General features: G+C 60.6%; 10 protein-coding genes and 2 CRISPR repeat arrays (1 of these 12 running past the window's edge). Of the genes, 9 read left to right on the top strand and 1 reads right to left on the bottom strand.

Annotation, left to right across the window (positions count from 1 at the left end; translation table 11 throughout):
- Positions 1 to 1331: a CRISPR direct-repeat array (repeat unit 28 nt; unit sequence GTTCGCTGCCGCGTAGGCAGCTTAGAAA); it reaches 852 nt to the left of the window's first position.
- A gap of 209 nt (positions 1332 to 1540) precedes the next feature.
- The 7 genes from cas1f (at position 1541) to HWX53_RS10965 (ending at position 13116) form a co-directional block, all read left to right on the top strand.
- Positions 1541 to 2533, top strand: coding sequence for a type I-F CRISPR-associated endonuclease Cas1f (cas1f, locus tag HWX53_RS10995; protein WP_175942338.1), 993 nt, complete (start codon positions 1541 to 1543; stop codon positions 2531 to 2533).
- Positions 2530 to 6051, top strand: a complete 3522-nt coding sequence (gene cas3f, locus HWX53_RS10990; RefSeq protein WP_175940882.1) for a type I-F CRISPR-associated helicase Cas3f — start codon at positions 2530 to 2532, stop codon at positions 6049 to 6051. The genes cas1f and cas3f overlap by 4 nt, the downstream gene beginning before the upstream one ends.
- A gap of 201 nt (positions 6052 to 6252) precedes the next feature.
- On the top strand, positions 6253 to 7662 hold the full coding sequence (csy1, locus tag HWX53_RS10985; RefSeq protein ID WP_244140073.1) for a type I-F CRISPR-associated protein Csy1: 1410 nt from the start codon (positions 6253 to 6255) through the stop codon (positions 7660 to 7662).
- Positions 7663 to 7675: 13 nt separating this feature from the next.
- Complete coding sequence (csy2, locus tag HWX53_RS10980) at positions 7676 to 8728, top strand: type I-F CRISPR-associated protein Csy2 (protein WP_175940881.1); 1053 nt, start codon at positions 7676 to 7678, stop codon at positions 8726 to 8728.
- Positions 8729 to 8791: 63 nt separating this feature from the next.
- The gene (gene csy3, locus HWX53_RS10975; protein WP_175940880.1) at positions 8792 to 9808 is read left to right on the top strand and encodes a type I-F CRISPR-associated protein Csy3; all 1017 of its coding nucleotides are present in this window, start codon (positions 8792 to 8794) and stop codon (positions 9806 to 9808) included.
- Positions 9809 to 9813: 5 nt separating this feature from the next.
- Entirely contained in the window at positions 9814 to 10380 is a 567-nt protein-coding gene (gene cas6f, locus HWX53_RS10970) for a type I-F CRISPR-associated endoribonuclease Cas6/Csy4 (RefSeq protein WP_175942334.1), read from the top strand.
- 130 nt (positions 10381 to 10510) lie between these two features.
- A CRISPR array of direct repeats spans positions 10511 to 11381; the repeat unit is 28 nt; unit sequence GTTCGCTGCCGCGTAGGCAGCTTAGAAA.
- Positions 11382 to 11760: 379 nt separating this feature from the next.
- On the top strand, positions 11761 to 13116 hold the full coding sequence (locus HWX53_RS10965; protein WP_175940879.1) for a hypothetical protein: 1356 nt from the start codon (positions 11761 to 11763) through the stop codon (positions 13114 to 13116).
- Between the two features lie 91 nt (positions 13117 to 13207).
- Here the strand turns inward: HWX53_RS10965 and HWX53_RS10960 are convergent, their stop codons facing one another.
- On the bottom strand, positions 13208 to 13381 hold the full coding sequence (locus HWX53_RS10960; RefSeq protein WP_175940878.1) for a hypothetical protein: 174 nt from the start codon (positions 13379 to 13381) through the stop codon (positions 13208 to 13210).
- Between HWX53_RS10960 and HWX53_RS10955 the strand changes: the two genes are divergently transcribed.
- Positions 13380 to 17381, top strand: a complete 4002-nt coding sequence (locus HWX53_RS10955) for a glycohydrolase toxin TNT-related protein (RefSeq protein ID WP_175940877.1) — start codon at positions 13380 to 13382, stop codon at positions 17379 to 17381. The two genes, HWX53_RS10960 and HWX53_RS10955, sit on opposite strands and share 2 nt — an antisense overlap.
- Before the next feature lie 294 nt (positions 17382 to 17675).
- Positions 17676 to 17954 carry a hypothetical protein gene (locus HWX53_RS10950; protein WP_175940876.1) on the top strand — a complete coding sequence of 93 codons (279 nt, stop codon included), beginning with the start codon at positions 17676 to 17678 and terminating at the stop codon, positions 17952 to 17954.
- Positions 17955 to 18351 lie beyond the last annotated feature (397 nt).

Genomic DNA, 18351 nt, shown 5'->3' with positions numbered 1-18351 from the left:
GCGTAGGCAGCTTAGAAATGGTCCCTGGTGAGACTATCGTCGCAGTAGCAGTTCGCTGCCGCGTAGGCAGCTTAGAAAAATATCCAGCGCTTGAGACACCGCCCGCGCTCGTTCGCTGCCGCGTAGGCAGCTTAGAAAAATACGACACCTTCCGCGCGGAGATGATGATCGTTCGCTGCCGCGTAGGCAGCTTAGAAAATCGCCTGGACGCTCAGCGTGTGGCGCGCCATAGTTCGCTGCCGCGTAGGCAGCTTAGAAACCACCGCGCATCTTGCAGCGTGTCTTGCAAGCGTTCGCTGCCGCGTAGGCAGCTTAGAAAGTCGAACAACTCCTCGAAGGTTTCCACGATCAACGTTCGCTGCCGCGTAGGCAGCTTAGAAAAGCAGACGACTGCCCGCGCGGATCGTTACGTGGTTCGCTGCCGCGTAGGCAGCTTAGAAACAGACCATGACTGTCGTCAGTACGTCGTCCTGCGTTCGCTGCCGCGTAGGCAGCTTAGAAAAGCCGGGGCGGAGTCGTGATGTCAAACTCCGTGTTCGCTGCCGCGTAGGCAGCTTAGAAATATGTGGCAAATCTTCAGATATCGCGCACGCTGTTCGCTGCCGCGTAGGCAGCTTAGAAAGATCAGGTGAAGCGGATCGTCGCCCCACCAGCGTTCGCTGCCGCGTAGGCAGCTTAGAAAGATTACTTTTACGAGAAGTACCAGGAGTGGCGGTTCGCTGCCGCGTAAGCAGCTTAGAAACGTCGCGCCGATGCACCATTAATCCATGCGGCGTTCGCTGCCGCGTAGCCAGCTTAGAAATCGCCCTGCAAACGGCGGATGTGGATCTCGTCGTTCGCTGCCGCGTAGGCAGCTTAGAAAACTGCGCAGCGTCGGCATCTTCCTGAAAACCTGTGCGCTGCCGCGTAGGCAGCTTAGAAAGTGCTCGGGTTGAGCATGACGAAGAGTGCCGTGTTCGCTGCCCCGTAGGCAGCTTAGAAATCGTTGATCTTCGCCGACATCAGGGCCTTCGCGTTCGCTGCCGCGTAGGCAGCTTAGAAAATCGACTGAATGTCGCTCAGCTTGTTCATGGGGTTCGCTGCCGCGAAGGCAGCTTAGAAATTGATGCCGTACGGCGCGACGAGGTCGCGCGCGTTCGCTGCCGCGTAGGCAGCTTAGAAAAGACCGATGGACGCGCCCGGAGTTCGCTGCCGCGTAGGCAGCTTAGAAGCGCCGAATCACCGGTGTGCGCCGGGTCATATCGTTCGCTGCCGCGTAGGCACCTTAGAAAACTTGCCGTCCTCGATCTTGCGGCGGATCGCTGTTCGCTGCCGCGTACGCAGCTTACAAAGCGTTGCAAGCCAGTTAGCAACGGTTCCTGCCATCCGCTGCCGCCACACAGCTAATAACCACCCGGAAAGACCATAAACAAACCCTCACCGCTCGCCCTCCTTGCGCCAGCGCAAAATTGACGATTCCCGAGTACGACAATCGATTACCCCTCTGCTAGAGTCGATCCCACAACGACCAATCAGACTCTTCACAAACATTCGAGGCAGCGTGGAATCGATACGGACTACGGACCTTAAGACCATCCTGCATTCAAAGCGCGCCAATCTGTACTACTTGGAACATTGCCGCGTACTCGTGAAGGGCGGACGCGTCGAATATGTGACTGACGCGGGTAAGAAAAGCCTCTATTGGAATATCCCGATCGCCAATACAACCAGTATCCTGCTCGGAACAGGCACGTCCGTCACGCAGGCGGCCATGCGCGAGCTCGCCAAGGCGGGAGTGCTGGTGGGCTTTTGCGGCGGTGGCGGCACGCCGCTCTTCAGCGCGAACGAGACTGACGTCGAAGTGGCGTGGATGTCGCCTCAAAGCGAATACCGGCCGACCGAGTATCTTCAGGCGTGGGTTCGCTTCTGGTTCGACGAAGCGCTGCGCCTAGCCGCTGCCAAGCAGTTGCAGACAAAGCGGCTCGAACGACTTCAGCAGGCGTGGACCGCACAACCGTCGCGAGAGACTGGATTCTCCGTCGACGTCGACCGTTTGCAGACACTCGTGCGGCAGGCTGTCGATCAAATCGCGCATGCACCGGACACTACCGCGCTGCTCACCGTCGAAGCTCGCCTGACCAAGGCTCTCTTCAAGCTCGCGGTGGACACCGTCGGCTACGGGGAATTTACTCGCGCGAAACGTGGCAGCGGCACCGATGCCGCCAATCGTTTCCTCGATCACGGCAACTATCTCGGCTACGGCCTCGGCGCCACGGCAACCTGGGTTCTGGGCCTGCCCCACGGACTCGCTGTGTTGCACGGCAAAACGCGACGCGGTGCGCTCGTGTTCGATGCGGCCGATTTGATCAAGGATGCCGTGATACTGCCGCAGGCATTCTTGTCGGCCATGCGCGGCGACGACGAGCAGCAGTTCCGCCGGCAATGCATCGAGGCGCTCACGCGCGACGAGTCACTGGACTTCATCATCGACACGCTGAAAGCCATCGCCATCGAAACTGCAGCCCGCGCCAACCCACCCGTTGTCCTCCGATGAACGTGCTGTTCGTCTCGCAATGTACCAAGCGCGCGCTCACTGAGACACGGCGCGTTCTCGACCAGTTCGCCGAACGGCGCGGCGACCGCACTTGGCAGACGCCAATCACGCAAGGGGGACTCGATACGGTACGCAAGCTGTTGCGCCAAAACGCGCGCAAGAACACGGCCGTCGCTTGCCATTGGATACGGGCGCGTGACCACAGCGAGCTTCTGTGGATCGTCGGTGATGCACGGCAATTCAATCCCGAAGGAGCAGTGCCGACGAACGTCACCTCGAACGACGTGTTGCGTGTCGACGATGAAACCGCGTGGCACCGGCTACCCGCGATGTCGGCACTGACCGCACTAGCCGCTCTGCTGCATGACCTGGGAAAATCCACCCGGGCCTTTCAGGACCGATTGCGCAATCCCGGCATGAGGCAGCGCAATCACTACCGTCATGAATGGGTATCCGTGCGCTTGTTCCAGGCGTTCGTCGGTGACGCGAAAGACGATGCAGACTGGCTGCGTCGCCTGGCATCGTGTACCGATGCGTCCACCGATGTGCAGGCGTTCGGGGCGCAGTGGCTCGATCACCAAGGCGGTCGCCTGCTACGCGACGGACTCGATGAGCCCCAAGCGCGCAGTCGCTTGCCGTTCGCGACAATGCCGCCTCTGGCCCAGGCCGTGGCATGGCTGGTCATGACGCATCACCGCATGCCGTGCAAGCCGATCGTGAAAGAGGATGAAAGCGCAGACGCCGATGTCGACACAACCGAGCACAATTCCCGCCCTTTCGGGGCAAACCTCGCAACCGTCTATCCGCACGAACTTGTCGATCTACCTGACCGAATCGACGCGAACTGGAATGAACCTCGTGAAGAAGTAAGCGAGGCCATTCTAAAGGCGCACTGGTCTTTTCCCTGCGGCCTTCCGGTCGCCACTTCGTCCTGGCGAAAGCAAGCGGCACGCTACGCAAGCAAGCTCCTGAATCTGCCGAATTCGGACATGACCACCGCGCTAGACGATCCGTTCGTGATGCACGTGTCGCGGTTATGTCTGATGCTCGCGGATCACCATTATTCGAGTCTTGATGACGAAGCGCGTCGCAAGCCCTATCTCAATCCCGGATATCCGCTGTACGCCAACACCCGCCGTCAAGCGAGCCCCGATCAGTTGCCGCGTCTGTCGTTCAATCAAACGCTAGATGAGCACCTGCTCGGCGTGCAAGCACATGCTTCTCTCATAACGCGTTCGCTGCCGACGCTGGTCCGAAGCCTGCCCACGCTTCGGAACCATCGCAGCCTTAAGAAGCGCAACACCGACCCACGCTTCCAATGGCAGGACAAAGCAACCGATCTCGCTGCCGGTGTGCGATTACGCGCGGCCGAGCACGGTGCGTTCGTGGTCAACATGGCATCCACGGGCTGCGGCAAAACAATCGGCAACGCACGGATCATGAACGCGCTTGCCGACCCACAGTTGGGTATGCGCTGCGCGTTTGCAATCGGCCTGCGTACGCTTACGTTGCAAACCGGACGCAGCTTCCAGGGCGATCTCGCGCTGAACGACGACCGAGTCGCGATCATGGTGGGCGGAGCGGCCAGCCGCGCGTTATTCGAATATGGAGAGAGTCAGGCCGAATCGACCGGCTCTGCCTCCGCTCAAGGATTGCTCGACGAAGGGGGGCAGGTGCTGTTCGAGGGCAACGATCAGCATCCCCTTCTTCAGCGATTAGTCGATGATCCGCAGATGCGTTCGTTGATCGCGGCCCCGTTGCTCGTCTGCACCGTCGATCACCTGACGCCCGCCACCGAAAGCCTGCGCGGAGGGCGCCAAATTGCACCGATGCTGCGGCTGATGACTGGCGATCTGGTTCTCGACGAGCCAGACGATTTCGACATGGACGACCTACCCGCGCTGACGCGGCTCGTGCATTGGGCGGGGCTCCTTGGTTCGCGCGTGCTGCTGTCTTCGGCTACGCTGCCGCCGGCGCTGGTGCAAGGGCTGTATCTCGCTTACCTGGATGGTCGGCGCCACTATCAACGTAATCGTAGCGAGCGGCCCGACGAACCGCCGCGTGTGCCCTGTCTGTGGGTCGACGAGTTCGCGCAAACTCATGCGGACTGCGCCAGTGGAAACGAATTCTCAGCAGTGCACGATGAGTTCGTGCAAAAGCGCTGTTCACATCTTGCCGAGGCGGAAGTCCGACGACGAGTGCAATTGATAAGAGTGCCCGTGCATGAATGGAAAGCGATGCGCAAGCACAAGCGCCGTGAAGCCTTCGCATCGCTTGCACTCGAGCGCGCGTGGACCTTGCACCAGGACGCGCAGAACCACACCGTCGATCCTGCGACAGGCAAGCGCGTGAGTTTCGGCCTGGTTCGGATGGCAAATATCGACGCGCTGTTCGATGTCGCACTGGCGATGTATCGGCAGGGGTCACCGGCAGAGGGCGTGCGCGTGCACCCTTGCGTGTATCACTCGCAATTCCCGCTTATCGCGCGCTCGCACATCGAGCAGCAGTTGGATGCCGTGTTCGATCGCCGCCCGAGTGCGCACGCGAGACAGTCATCGGTGCAGCATCCTTCCGTGCGCGCTTTGCTGGAAGCGCACGATGAGCCGCATCACATGTTCGTGGTCCTTGCGTCGCCGGTCTGCGAAGTCGGTCGAGACTGGGATGCGGACTGGGCGATCGCCGAACCGTCGTCGATGCGCTCGTTCATCCAGCTCGCGGGGCGTGTGCGACGCCACCGGTCCGGGCTCGTCGAGCGGGCGAATATCGCGCTGTTCGATACGAACTTGCGGTACTTCGAACGGGGCGGCGATGCACAGCCTGCCTTCTGTAAGCCCGGCTTCGAAATGAACAGGTACAGCGGCAATAGCGGCGACCGCAAGAAAGACTCGCAGACGTGCTTCCATCTGGAGTCGCATCAGTTGAGCAGCTTGCTGGATCTGCCTCCTTCCGACAATGATTGGCCTATCGATGCGCAGCCCCGCATTCAGCAGCCGAAACAGCTGCATCCGCGTTCCCGCCTGGCCGACCTAGAGCACGCCCGCATGCGTGACACCATGTTGCCGCGCGACGAAACCAGCCGACTCTACACGCCCGTGTCGCGCGATGCCACGCGGCATTGGTACAGTCGGGAAGGCCGGCAGACGCGAATCTGGCTGACCGGTGTACTGCCACAGTTGCAGCGATTCCGCCGCGAATCTCAGCCACGGGAAGACGTGGTGTTGCTGCCCACGGAGGACGAGGACGAGGTGCGCCTGCATCGCGTCCTCGATCAGTCGGACGGGAAGAAAGCGCAATTCGTGGATATTCGCAATCTTCTATGCCTGGTGCCGGAATCTGACCTGAGCGGCCCGCGCATTGCCCCTTGGTTTCAGGTCGAGCTCATTGATCTGCTTCGGCAATGGGCCGCCGCCCGCGATCAGAGTCTCCTCAACAGTGCTCAGAGCATGGCGACCGTGAGCTTGCCTGAGTCGGAAGACGGCTGGAGATATCACCCGGCATTGGGCTTCACGAAGAAGTGAGGGTGCGCTGCCTCTGCGGCAGGAATCGACGACGCCAAAAGGCTGACTTTGCTCAGCTACCTGTTCAGTAGAACAAGCATTAAACCACTGCATGCGGCGCGCATTCTACCTTAGTTCGATATCCGAAATTCTAAAGGTTGACTGGTTTCTGACTGAAGATTATGCTTCGGTCGGCGCGCGGCGCTCCTAGCCGCGCCGACCATGGCTCTGGTTGCTGTTTTGCAAATTTCTTTTAATACGGATTCCTATATGACCGATGAAAATGCGACGGAAGACTGTCCGAGCTTTCGTTCCGCGATCGATGCATTTCTGCTTGACCGGCTTCGAACAAAGCTCGATAAGCTGGCGCCCGAAGATCCCAAGCGAACCGAACTCATTGCGGACCATCAACGCGACACGTGGCTCGAAAGCGCAGCGCGGCGCGTCAAGCAGATTCAAGCCGTGACGCATTCCCTGAAACCGATGCATCCCGAGGCACGCGGCACCAACATCTACGTAACACCATCCAGTCTGCCGGCGCTGAACGACTTAGGCAGTCACGCGCTCGGCAGTCAGTTTGCGGTAGATGTCGTGGGAAACGCAGCAGCACTGGATGTGTACAAGCTGTTAAAGCTGCAGATCCGGGGGCGCAGCTTGCTGGAGGCCCTTCGTGCCAATGACACAGACGCGCTGCAAGCGCTCGACGATGAACCCGCCAAAGCCAAGTCACTAAGAGACGCACTAGTCAGCCTGACCGACGAGCGCGATGCCGGCGCTATCTCACATGTAAGAGCCAAGCAGTTGTATTGGCTCGTAGGTGAAGATGCCGCTGACGATGCGCAATATCATCTTCTCGCGCCGCTGTACGCCACCTCGCTCGCTCAAGCGCTTTACGAGGACGTTCAAGACGTGCGTTTCGGCGAGCAGAACAAGCTCGCCCGGCAAGCTCGCCGCGACGGCTTGCCCTTCGACGGCGTGTACCGAGAATACCGTGATCTCGCCGTTCAGAAGTTAGGAGGCACGAAGCCGCAGAACATTTCCCAACTCAATAGCGAACGCGGCGGGAACAGCTACTTACTGTCGTCGCTGCCACCGCCCGTCTGGCAAAGCCAGCGCCACTACCTTCCCGTCAATGCGCGCTCCATCTTCGAAAGAGCATTCGGCGCGCGCCCGTTGGTGCGTACGGTCCTGCGCGAACTCGAGTCCGTACTGTTAGGCAGCCGACCGAAGAACATGCACACGCGCGATCGCGTCGGCGAGCTCGTCAACGAGCTTGTCGATGAACTCGTCGCCTACGCCGGCGAACTGCTCCAGCATCCGGCGGGCTGGACGAGGGACGAAGCCTTTGAAGATTTGGCGGAAGAGGAGCAACTGTGGCTCGATCCGCTTCGGGCCGAATTGCCGGAAGAAGGCGAGTTCGCCGGCCGCTGGTTGTCGCTGGACTGGCCCGCTCATGTGGGAGAACGTTTCGGCAAATGGCTCAATGCCCGGCTGCGGGACAAGCTACCCGAGGTCGGATACTTCGAGTCTCGCGAATGGCGAAGAATCCTCCTGGACGATGAGGGTAGCTGGATGCAACACCTACGGGCCGTACGTGAGCGGCTCGATTCCCGATGCGCAATAACCAGCTAACAGGGTCACAGACATGACCAGATCAAACGCTCCCGAGGCGCTGCTCGTACTGCCGCATCTGCGCGTGCAAAACGCCAACGCCATATCGAGCCCCCTCACACATGGCTTCCCGTCCATTACCGCCTTCACGGGGCTCATGTGGGCATTGCAACGCAAGCTCGTTGCCGCTCATCTACCCATCAAGCTCGACGCGGTGGGCGTGGTGTGCCATCACCACGAAGAGCAGGTAACGGAAGGATACGTCAAGACCTTTCGCCTGACGCGCAATCCCCTCGATAGCAGCGGCCAGACTGCGGCCATTGCAGAAGAAGGCCGGATGCATCTGGACGTTACCTTGCTTTTTTTGGTCACACCGCACGCGAACAACGGTGTCAGCGCTCCGTGGCCACTGAATCACGAAGCGCAATTTGCCGAATGGGCTGCGCAGATGGGCGAAGTGGTCGCGCGTATGCGCATCGCTGGCGGGAGCGTGCTTCCGACTCGTCCCAAACCGGGACGACGCACACGGCCGTGGATGGCATTGCTTCCCGAAGACCAAGATGAAAAGACACGCGCCTTCGCTCGTTGGCGACGCCAGTGGCTGCCAGGCCATGCGCTGGTTGGGCGCGACGATCTGCTGACCGATCGTCTTCGCACACTGAGTAGCGAACAGTCCGGCGCTACGTTGCTCGATGCCTGGCTACACGCGGCGCGGTTCAATCATCAGCCCGTGTCGGAGGGCGACGCTCAGGAAACATCGAGTAAAAAGCTGCGATGGGCAGACCCCGCCAGGCAAAAGGGCGGCGGCTGGACCGTGCCGATACCCGTGGGATACGCGGCGCTCCGAGAGCCGCATCCTGCCGGCAGCGTCGCCAACGCGCGCGATGCTTCCACACCCTTCGTCTTCGTGGAGTCGGTCTACTCGTTCGGCGAATGGATCGGCCCCCATCGACTGAGCAGCGTCCATGAACTGATGTGGCGGCCGGAAACCGATCTTGCGACCGGTTTATATCGCTGCCGAAGCGGTTACGTGTTCAATGACTCGGCTGCCTCACGGGCCGATACCGAGACCCTCGAATTCGATTGAATCAATGTAGCCCACGCCGGGCTCATCACGTCGTTTCATCACTTCATTTAGTTAAGCTAAGATATGTCTGAAAAACTCACTACTGCATCCGTCCTCGCCTTCGAGCGCAAACTGGATCCATCCGATGCGTTGTTCCACTCAGGCCGCTGGGACGATCGCGGCGATGCGTCGGCATGGACACCGATTCGTATTCGTGAGAAATCGGTGCGCGGCACGATCTCCAACCGTCAGAAGACCAAGGATCAGGATCCGGCGAAGCTGGATGCGTCTATCCAGAATCCCAACTTGCAAACTGTCGATGTCGCGACGTTGCCGGCCGATGCCGACACGCTCAGAGTGCAGTTCACACTGCGAGTGCTGTCAGGCGCGGGCACGCCATCGGCCTGTAATAGCGCACCTTACCGGGCGAAGCTGCAAGGCGTCGTTGATGGCTACGTCGCGCAACAAGGCTATACCGAATTGGCGACCCGTTATGCGGCCAATGTGGCTAACGGACGCTTCCTTTGGCGCAACCGCATCGGGGCGGAAAGCGTCCAGGTGGACGTGGCGCAACAGAAGAACGGCCAATCTGAACGAGCCTGGTCCTTCGACGCCCTGTCCGTCAGTCTTCGCGCGATGAACGAATTCGATTCGGATGTCGCGGCGCTGGGTCAACTGATAGCCGACGGCCTGACCGGCGATGCGCATGTGCTGTTGCAGGTCACAGCCTACGTGCGCCTCGGGTTCGGACAGGAAGTGTTTCCGTCACAAGAGCTGATTCTCGATAAGGGCAGCAGCCGGAAAAGCAAAACGCTCTACGACGTGCAGAACGTGGCAGCCATTCACTCGCAAAAGATCGGAAACGCTGTGCGGACGATCGACACGTGGTACCCGGACGCACACGAACTCGGACCGATTGCCGTCGAGCCGTACGGCTCTGTTACGACGCAAGGCAAGGCGTATCGTCAGCCCAAGCAGACGCAGGATTTCTACACGTTACTGGATGACTGGTTGCTCAGGGACAAGACGCCGCCTGTCGAGCAGCAACACTTCGTCATGGCCGTGATGATCCGTGGCGGCGTTTTCGGCGATGCGAGTTGACGTCCATGACCAGCCACTATATCGACATCACGCTGTTACCCGATCCCGAGTTCAACCCGGCGCATCTGCTGGGCGCGCTCGTGGCGAAGCTGCATCGAGCGTTGGTGCGGCTTCATGCGGACCAGATCGGCATCAGTTTTCCTGGGTATAGCTTGCGTCCGCGTACATTGGGCGACGTTTTGCGATTGCATGGCACGGAAGCCGAACTGCGGTCGCTGATGACTGAAGCTTGGCTCCAGGGCATGACGGATCATGTGAAGGTCACGCGCTGCGTATCGGTGCCGCCGGATGCGGCGCATTGCGTCGTACAACGCCGGCAGTTCAAGACGAATGTCGAGCGGTTGCGGCGACGTCGTATGCGACGCAAGGGCGAATCGGCGGAGCAGGCTGCGGTTGCGATTCCGGACAGCGTCGAACGACGTCCGCATCTGCCGTATGTGCAACTCCGCAGTGCCAGCACGGGGCAGTCGTTTTGCCTGTTCGTGGAGCAGGTGGTATCGGCGTCTGGTGCGGTGGCGGGGACGTTCAACGCTTATGGGCTCAGTTGCGGCGGCAGCGTGCCCTGGTTTTAACCCTTTTTTGGGGGCTGAGGTCGGGGGCCTGAAGGATCAACGGGTTACGATCTGTTCGGGAATTTGGGTACTTTGGCCGTATCTTCGCTAGTTTCCTTTTGAATCAGCGGGTTGCTGTCATTTGGGCCTAGTTCGCTGCCGCGTAGGCAGCTTAGAAAGACACACCGAAAGCCGATCGCGTCAGGTATCTGTTCGCTGCCGCGTAGGCAGCTTAGAAACTCCAGAGCCGCGCGGCGCGCGGCGGCGTATTCGTTCGCTGCCGCGTAGGCAGCTTAGAAATGGCTTTGCACGAGTTCGTCGAGCGAGAAGTGGTTCGCTGCCGCGTAGGCAGCTTAGAAAGTCATCCTGGCGAAAGCGTCGTGCCGCTCGCTGATCGCTGCCGCGTAGGCAGCTTAGAAATCGTAAAGCCCCGGCCTTACCGGCGGTGTACTGTTCGCTGCCGCGTAGGCAGCTTAGAAAAGCGCCTCACGCACGACCTCGCGCATCTGCGCGTTCGCTGCCGCGTAGGCAGCTTAGAAAGCTCTCGCTCAAGCGCCTCGCCGGCTTCGGCCGTTCGCTGCCGCGTAGGCAGCTTAGAAATGTGCAGCAGGTGCAACAGCAAAGTCAGATACGTTCGCTGCCGCGTAGGCAGCTTAGAAAGTCGCGCCGATTAGCGATAACGGTCAAGTCGAGTTCGCTGCCGCGTGGGCAGCTTAGAAAATGGCGTCATCGTTGATCGCGGACACGGTGGTAGTTTGCTGCCGCGTAGGCAGCTTAGAAACACTCGATCGCAACGCGCTCAGCGATTGCGACGTTCGCTGCCGCGTAGGCAGCTTAGAAATCTGCGGATTGCCGCCCCTTGCGGGCGGCTTTGTTCGCTGCCGCGTAGGCAGCTTAGAAACGTGAAGTCCGCCGAGCCGTCGATTTGCATCGCGTTCGCTGCCGCGTAGGCAGCTTAGAAAATCCGCTTACGTGCGGCCTGCGGCCATGCAGGGTTCGCTGCCGCGTAGGCAGCTTAAGAAACTTCTGAAAATCTGACTCGGCGTCCGCCGTTGAAGCGCCCTCGACGAGCTTGCGAATCGTCAATAAAAGCCATTCTCGAATATACGCGCCCCCAAGCGCTCTCTCCTCCCGAAGCACGTTCGCCCCCGCGCACAGCGTCCCCAAGCACGTCCCGCGTTTCGCTGCCGCTTATCAGTGTATTTGGCTTAAACGCTTTCCCTGATTCCTCTCGAAAAAGATCCCGCATAGCGTGTTGCCGTCGTATCGAGCCGCTCGCAGCTCGACCGTTCTTACGGCGCGCGATCAAACTCGCTGCGCCAAGAGCAACAGAACAGCTTCGTAACTCAATAAAACCAACGCCGGCGAGTGGCTCCTCAGGCAGACTCTTAGAACAACCAAATGAATGATTGGCACCCCACCAATCCGGTCGAACGCCGCTTCATGGCCGTTCACGAAGACTGGATCGGTTTCGCAAGCGATCCGAAAGCGCGACTGCTCTACTGGCACACCAGCGAAAGCGATCAGCGCATGATCGCCGCCTACATCCAGCGGCAGAGCCAGCTATCGAGCGCAGTACTGCGCCTGCATTCGACCTTCGACGATGCGGACTTCTATGCCGCCGCCTTGGCCGACGAGATCATCGCCTGGTACGAAAGCGGCAAGGAAGCCTCGACGGGAAACGGCGTGACGGCGGATTGGACGCCGCCTTTGCGACGTCGCAACGAAGCGGCCACGGCTTATCTGCTGCGCCTGACCGGCAGCCTGATGCGCCATCACCCGGACGTCTTTCCGCAACTGGTGCTCGTCCTCGAACCCGAGCCCATCCGCAAGCCTGCCGATTTCGAGCGTTGGCTCGACGCCCTGCTCGCAAACCTCGAACAAGACGCATGGAAAGCCCTGCGTCTGCGCCTCTTGCTGACGGGGACCGAGAGCGAGCCGCTTCCTCGGCTCACGAAAGAACGTCCGCAACAAGTGAAAGTGCTGCACGGCCGCTACCACATGGAAGCGTTGCCGCGCGAGTTGATCGCCGACTCTGGCGAACGCGGCCCGGCCGCGGACTTCCGACGGCTGTTCGTCGCGCTGAACGACACGATCACCAGCGGCACGCCTGCACGGCTGGAAGAACTGCGTTCGCAGGCTCTGACGATCACGAAGACGCAAGGCTGGCCCGACCAGAGCGTCGTCGTGCATTTGCTTGCGGGGGCGGCGTATCTCAAGTGGAATTCGCCGCGGCTTGCCTTATCCGCATATGAACACGCGACGCAGGCCGGGCGCGAGGCCGTTCAGGCGAACCATGAAGCAGGCAACAAGCTCGTCATCAACGGCCTTTTTGGCGAAGCCTCTGTCTACTGGATGCAAGCCGACTACGCGCGCGCAGCCGAGCGCTACGCGCAAGCCGCTGAGCGGGCCGAAGCCGATCGCGACGGGTTTCTCTGCGTCGAAGGCTGGCGCATGTGCAGCGAGTGTTTCGCGCAGATGAGCCGGCACGACGCGACGGTCGACGCGGGGCTCCGCGCGCTCGATGCGGGCACGCTAATCCCCGTCCCGTTGCGCGCCAACAGCAACCTGCAGATGGTCGCGCAAAGCCTGCTTAAGCGCGTCGGCTCGTTTCACAAACAGCGACGCGATCTGACGTCGCGCCTTGTCGCCCTCTATGGCGAGAACTGGCCAGAAACGATCCGCCCGCTACCAGCAGGTGAAGTGACACAGCAGTTCGCCGAAGCATTACCGCTTGGTGCAGGAGGTCAGGCGTAATGGCGCTGCTCGCAGTCAATCACCTGACGCCGGTTATCGGCATCGACGTCCACCTGATTCAAACAGTCGCAGGCCCCATTCTTCCGCTGCCTCACCCGCATGTTGGATTGGTGCTCGATCCAATGGAGTACCTGAGTTGCTTGCCCGAAGGCGTCGGCAGCATGGTCTCCATCGGCATGATGGCGATGGGCGCGGCTTCCATCGCGAAGATGGGCATGCGCAGTGTTGGCGCGGCGGCGGTCGGTCTGGCGTCGATGGGCGTCATGATGGCCGCAGGCGGCGGTGGCGGGCCGATCTATGTCAACGGCCTGATGCGAACCACTGCCGGTACGCAGACGATGCACGTTCCGGGTCTGCATTTTCCGATAGGCGGCACGTTCACCGCTGACGATGCGCCCAAGCCTTCCAGCAATAGCGAGTCGTTCCTTGGCAGCCTCACCGTGCGCGCTAACGGTGACCCGATGTCATACGCATTACTACCCGCACTGAGTTGCTGGTTCGCGGGAATGCTTCCGCTATCGCACAACGCAGAGCACAGCAAACGCGAATCTCCCTCGCTGCCCACCTCCCTCATGCTGCCGATCCCCGCATCGCGTCCGGTTCTGGTCGGCGGCCCGCCCGTGCCGAGCATCGCGGCGCTCGCCGGCATGGCGATGCAAGCGGCACACGCCCACGCGATGAAGCAGAATCCGAAGTTCTGCCGCATATCTCAGGCGATTCAAGATCGGCTGGGCGATGGTTTGTGGGGCCGATTCATCAAAGGGCTCGTCCGGCGCGCCTTCGGCGAACCCGTCGATGGCGTAACCGGCGAAGTGATCGTCGAGCAACACGACTTCACGGTCACGGGACGCTTGCCTCTCGTCTGGAATCGCTATTACGCGAGCCACAACCTTTCGCCGGGCGCCGCGGGCGAGGGCTGGCGCACGCCTGCGGACATCCGTCTCGACCTGTTCGAACATGATGGCGATATCGGCATCATCCTCAGCCTGCCCGACAAACTCGTGGCCTTCGATCAGATACCGCACGACGATGGATGGTCCGCGCGAATCATCGAAGGCGTCGGAGGCCATGCCCTTTACCGCGATGGCGAGCGCTTCATCGTTCGCACACGCGAAGGGCTCGAATATCGCTTTGCAACGCACGATGGATGGCACGAGGATGCGCTGAAGGCGGCGCCAAACCGACCGCTCTCGCTATGGCTGGAGCAACTTAACGACCTGGACGGCAACGCTTGGCGCCTTCGCTGGCGGACCGGACGCGATGCGCCACAGCAACCGCTCTTGCGTTTGATCGAATATGTGGGCGACGTGCCTACCGGCCGAAGCGTGCAATGCGCGCAAGGAAGGCTGCGCGGCCAACTCGGCGAGATCACGCTCCTCGATGCAAACGGCGAGCGCCACGCACTCGTGCGCTACGTGCAGGACCGCGCGGGCGATCTCGTCGCCGTGCATGATGCGCTCGACGTGCCGTATCGCTTCGAATACGGCGGCGACCATCTGATGGTGCGTCATACGGATCGCAACGGACTGTCGTTCTACTACTCGCACCAGCATCACGACGATGGTCTGTGGCGCGTCGATCATGCGTGGGGCGATGGCGGACTGTATGACTACCGCTTCGAGTACGACCTGACGCATCTGGAGACGCACATCACCGATTCGCTCGGCGGCGTGACGCTTTTGCAAGCCGACGCGCGCGGCTTGCCCATCATGCTGACCGATCCGATGGGCGGTGTGTCCAGCTATCAGTACGACGGCCTTGGGCGCACGACGTCGATGGTCGACCCGGCGGGCAATCGCACGACGTGGGCATACGATGCGTTCGGCAACGTGCTCACGCACACGCTGCCGGATCGAAGCCAGATCTGCACCGAGTATGACGAGACGCTCAAGCCCGTGGCGATCACCGATCCCGAGGGCGGCGTCTGGAAGCAGACCTGGAATGCACGCGGCCGCCTCGTCGATCAAACGACGCCTGCGGGCATCAAAACGGCTTACCACTATGACGCCGCGGGGCAACTCGTACGCGTAGTCGATCCGGTCGGACAGGCGACGACGATTGCCTACGACCCGCTCGGATATGTCGCCGAGATCGTCGACGCGGCGGGCCGCAGCATGCGTCTTTCGCACGATACACGCGGCAATCTCCTGCGCCGCGAAGCGCCAGGCGAAGACGTCACGACATACCGTTGGGACGCGAAGAACCGCTTGAGCGCGTGCGAGCTGCCCGGCTCGCGCCTTGTGCGCTGTGAGTATGACGCGCAAGACAATCTCATCCGCTACATCGACGAAGCGGGCCAACACGCGACGTTCAGTTACTTCGGACAAGGAAAGCTGCGCACGCGCACGGCCCCGGACGGCAGCGTCACGCGCTACCACTACGACACTGAGGAACAGCTGATCGGCGTGAGCAATCCGCTTGGGCAGCAGTGGCAACTCAAGCGCGACGGCAATGGCCGGCTCATCGAAGAAGTGGACTATTGGGGACAAGCGCGACAGTACAGCTATGACCCCGCCGGTCATCTGACGCGGACCATCGATCCGCTGGGGCAAGCACTCGCCATTCAATGCGATGCGCTGGGACGGGTCGTCAAGCGACGCGCACAGTCGGCCGAAGCGGAACGCTACGCCTATAACCGTAAGGGGCAGTTGACCGAGGCGAGCAATGCGCACGGGACGGTCATGCGCGCCTACGATGCCGATGGCCGACTCACGCGTGAAACGCAGCAGCAGGCGTCGTTCGCCGGCGCGATCGACTATGCCTATGACGAGGCCGGACGATTGGTCACGCAGCAGCGCACAATGCGGTCGCAGGCGGGATCATCGTTCGAACAGACGCTGACCTATGGCTATGACGCGTTGGGCCATCCTCAGACGCTCCAGATCGACAATCAAGAACCGATTCGCTTCACGCGCGACATTGCGGGACGTCTGAGCCGCGTGAGCTTCTCGGCGGAACTCGATCACGTTCTCGAGTACGACCGCGCCGGACGGCTTGCGCGCCATACGACGATGCGGGCCGCGCGCGCTGTCGATCAGGTCGCCTATCGCTACGACGCACTGGGTAACTTGACGCAGCGCGACGATTCACGGCTGGGCGTGGACAGCTACCGCTACGATCCGCTGGGGCAGATTGTGGCGCATACAGATCCCGCGCAGACGCTGCGCTACTTCGTGTATGACAAGCAAGGCGACCGCTTCAGCAGCCAATATGCGGATGGGAACCGACGGCACATTCAGCACCACGACGGCGCGCGCTGGTGGCTCGATGCAGCGGGGCAACTCGTCGAGCGGCATGACCGCCGGTCGGGCGTGCAGTGCTTCAAGTGGGATGCGTTCGGGCGGCTCGCGGAGTTCGAGAATACGCACAACGAGAAGTGGTCTTATCGCTATGATCCGTTGGGCAGGCGGATCGGTAAGGTCGCGTTGGGTGGGCCTTACAGCACGACGCCCGACGAAGCGCAGACCTGCTTCCTGTGGGACGGCGATGCGATGGCCGGCGAAGTGCGCGACACGCCGGTACAACAGCAGGGACGCTTCTATGCGTATCATCTGAATAGCTTTGAGCCGCTCGTGATGCAGCTCAGCTCGAGAGATGAAGGGGCTGGCGCGATAGCCGTTCGTACGTTCTATTACCAGAACGATGTGAACGGCGCGCCGGTGAAATTGCGTTCAGGTGACGGCGAGATCGCATGGGAGGCGCATTATGGTGTCACCGGTGGCGTCGATTACGCCGCGACCGAGACGATCGATCAGCCGATTCGGTTGCAGGGGCAGTATTACGATCAGGAATCTGGATTACATTACAACAGGCATCGGTACTTTGATCCCAACACCGGACGGTTCATTTCGCAAGATCCGATCGGCCTGCAGGGCGGCGTTAATCCTTATCAGTTTGCGCCAAATACGTTCGGGTGGATCGATCCTACGGGCTTAACTAATGAGATTGTTCCGCATTGGCCGCCCAATGATGGCGCATCAGGGCCCGTTAGCACTATCACCTTAAAGCCGGGAACGCTTATCGATTGTTATGGCTATCCGGGAGGTAGTTACACATCACCGATAGGGACGCCATACCCGATGCGAGCCTTGCCGCCAGGAACCGATGTCACCAAACCCTATTACGCCTACAAGGTAGTCAAGCCTATAGAGGAAGTAAAAGCGAGCAAGATTGCTGCATGGTTTGGCGAGCTGGGCGGAGGAATTCAATATCTTCTGCCACGGTCAGTACAGGAGCTCATCGATTCTGGTCACTTGCGGAGGTAAAGAGTAATTGTGGATAAACAAGAACTAGTTAAAGTATTGAAATCAACTGACTTTCCTAAGGACAGTTATTCACTTGATGAAGTATCAGACCAATCGCTCTGTTTGATTCATGATGGAAACACTTGGAGGATCTTTTATAGCGAGCGCGGTCAGCGCACCGAAGAGCGGTCGTATCCCGACGAAGCGGAAGCTTGTAGGGAGTTCTTTGAAAGGCTGAAGCGCATGCTAGGACGATAATCCAAGGGAACGCGAAAAGTCCCTATCCCTATCTTCACTGCCTCACCGGCGCTCGGCGTGCTGGGGGGAGTTCGCGCAAAGAATCAACTGAGGGAGTGGAATTCGCCGCAGCTCGCCTTATCCGCTTACGAAGAGGCGACGCACGCCGGGCGGGAGGCCGTTCAGGCGAACCACGAAGCAGGCAACAAGCTCGTCATCAACGGCCTGTTCGGCGAAGTCTCTGTCTACTGGATGCAAGCCGACTACCCGCACGCCGCTGAACGCTACGCGCAAGCCGCCGAGTTGGCCGAAGTCGATCGAGATGGCTTTCTGTCGGTCGAAGGCAGGCGCATGTGAGCGAGTGCTTCGCGCAGATGAGCCGGGACGACGCGACGGTCGACGCGGGACTTCGCGCTCGATGCGGGCACGCTAATCCCCTCCCGCTGCGCGCCAACACCAAGAGCCTTGAAGGCGGCTCTTAACTTGTAGCTGGGTCGCGCTCTACGATGCGCTCCATGCGCCGTACTGATTTGGATATGGCGGCGAGCGTTTGATGGTGCGCCATACGGATCACAACGGCCTGTCGTTTTGTCCCTCGCATGGACTGCACGATGATGGCTACTGGCGCGTCGACTAGCTCGTACGCGTAGTCGACCCAACCGGACACGCGACGACGATTGCCTACGACCCGCTCGGATACGTCGCCGAGATCGTCGATGCGGCGGGCCGCAGCATGCGCCTCGCCTCAGCGAAC

This window comes from Caballeronia sp. BCC1704 (genome assembly GCF_902833455.1).
GTDB lineage: Bacteria > Pseudomonadota > Gammaproteobacteria > Burkholderiales > Burkholderiaceae > Caballeronia.
Note: the sequence above shows the minus strand (reverse complement) of the source record. Positions and strands in the feature narration are given on the sequence as shown.

Excerpts from the sequence above, each read along its gene's own strand:
- cas3f (WP_175940882.1), top strand. The coding sequence starts at position 2,530 with ATGAACGTGCTGTTCGTCTCGCAATGTACCAAGCGCGCGCTCACTGAG.
- csy1 (WP_244140073.1), top strand. The coding sequence starts at position 6,253 with ATGGCTCTGGTTGCTGTTTTGCAAATTTCTTTTAATACGGATTCCTAT.
- csy2 (WP_175940881.1), top strand. The coding sequence starts at position 7,676 with ATGACCAGATCAAACGCTCCCGAGGCGCTGCTCGTACTGCCGCATCTG.
- csy3 (WP_175940880.1), top strand. The coding sequence starts at position 8,792 with ATGTCTGAAAAACTCACTACTGCATCCGTCCTCGCCTTCGAGCGCAAA.
- cas6f (WP_175942334.1), top strand. The coding sequence starts at position 9,814 with ATGACCAGCCACTATATCGACATCACGCTGTTACCCGATCCCGAGTTC.
- HWX53_RS10965 (WP_175940879.1), top strand. The coding sequence starts at position 11,761 with ATGAATGATTGGCACCCCACCAATCCGGTCGAACGCCGCTTCATGGCC.
- HWX53_RS10955 (WP_175940877.1), top strand. The coding sequence starts at position 13,380 with ATGATGGCCGCAGGCGGCGGTGGCGGGCCGATCTATGTCAACGGCCTG.
- HWX53_RS10960 (WP_175940878.1), bottom strand. The coding sequence starts at position 13,381 with ATGACGCCCATCGACGCCAGACCGACCGCCGCCGCGCCAACACTGCGC.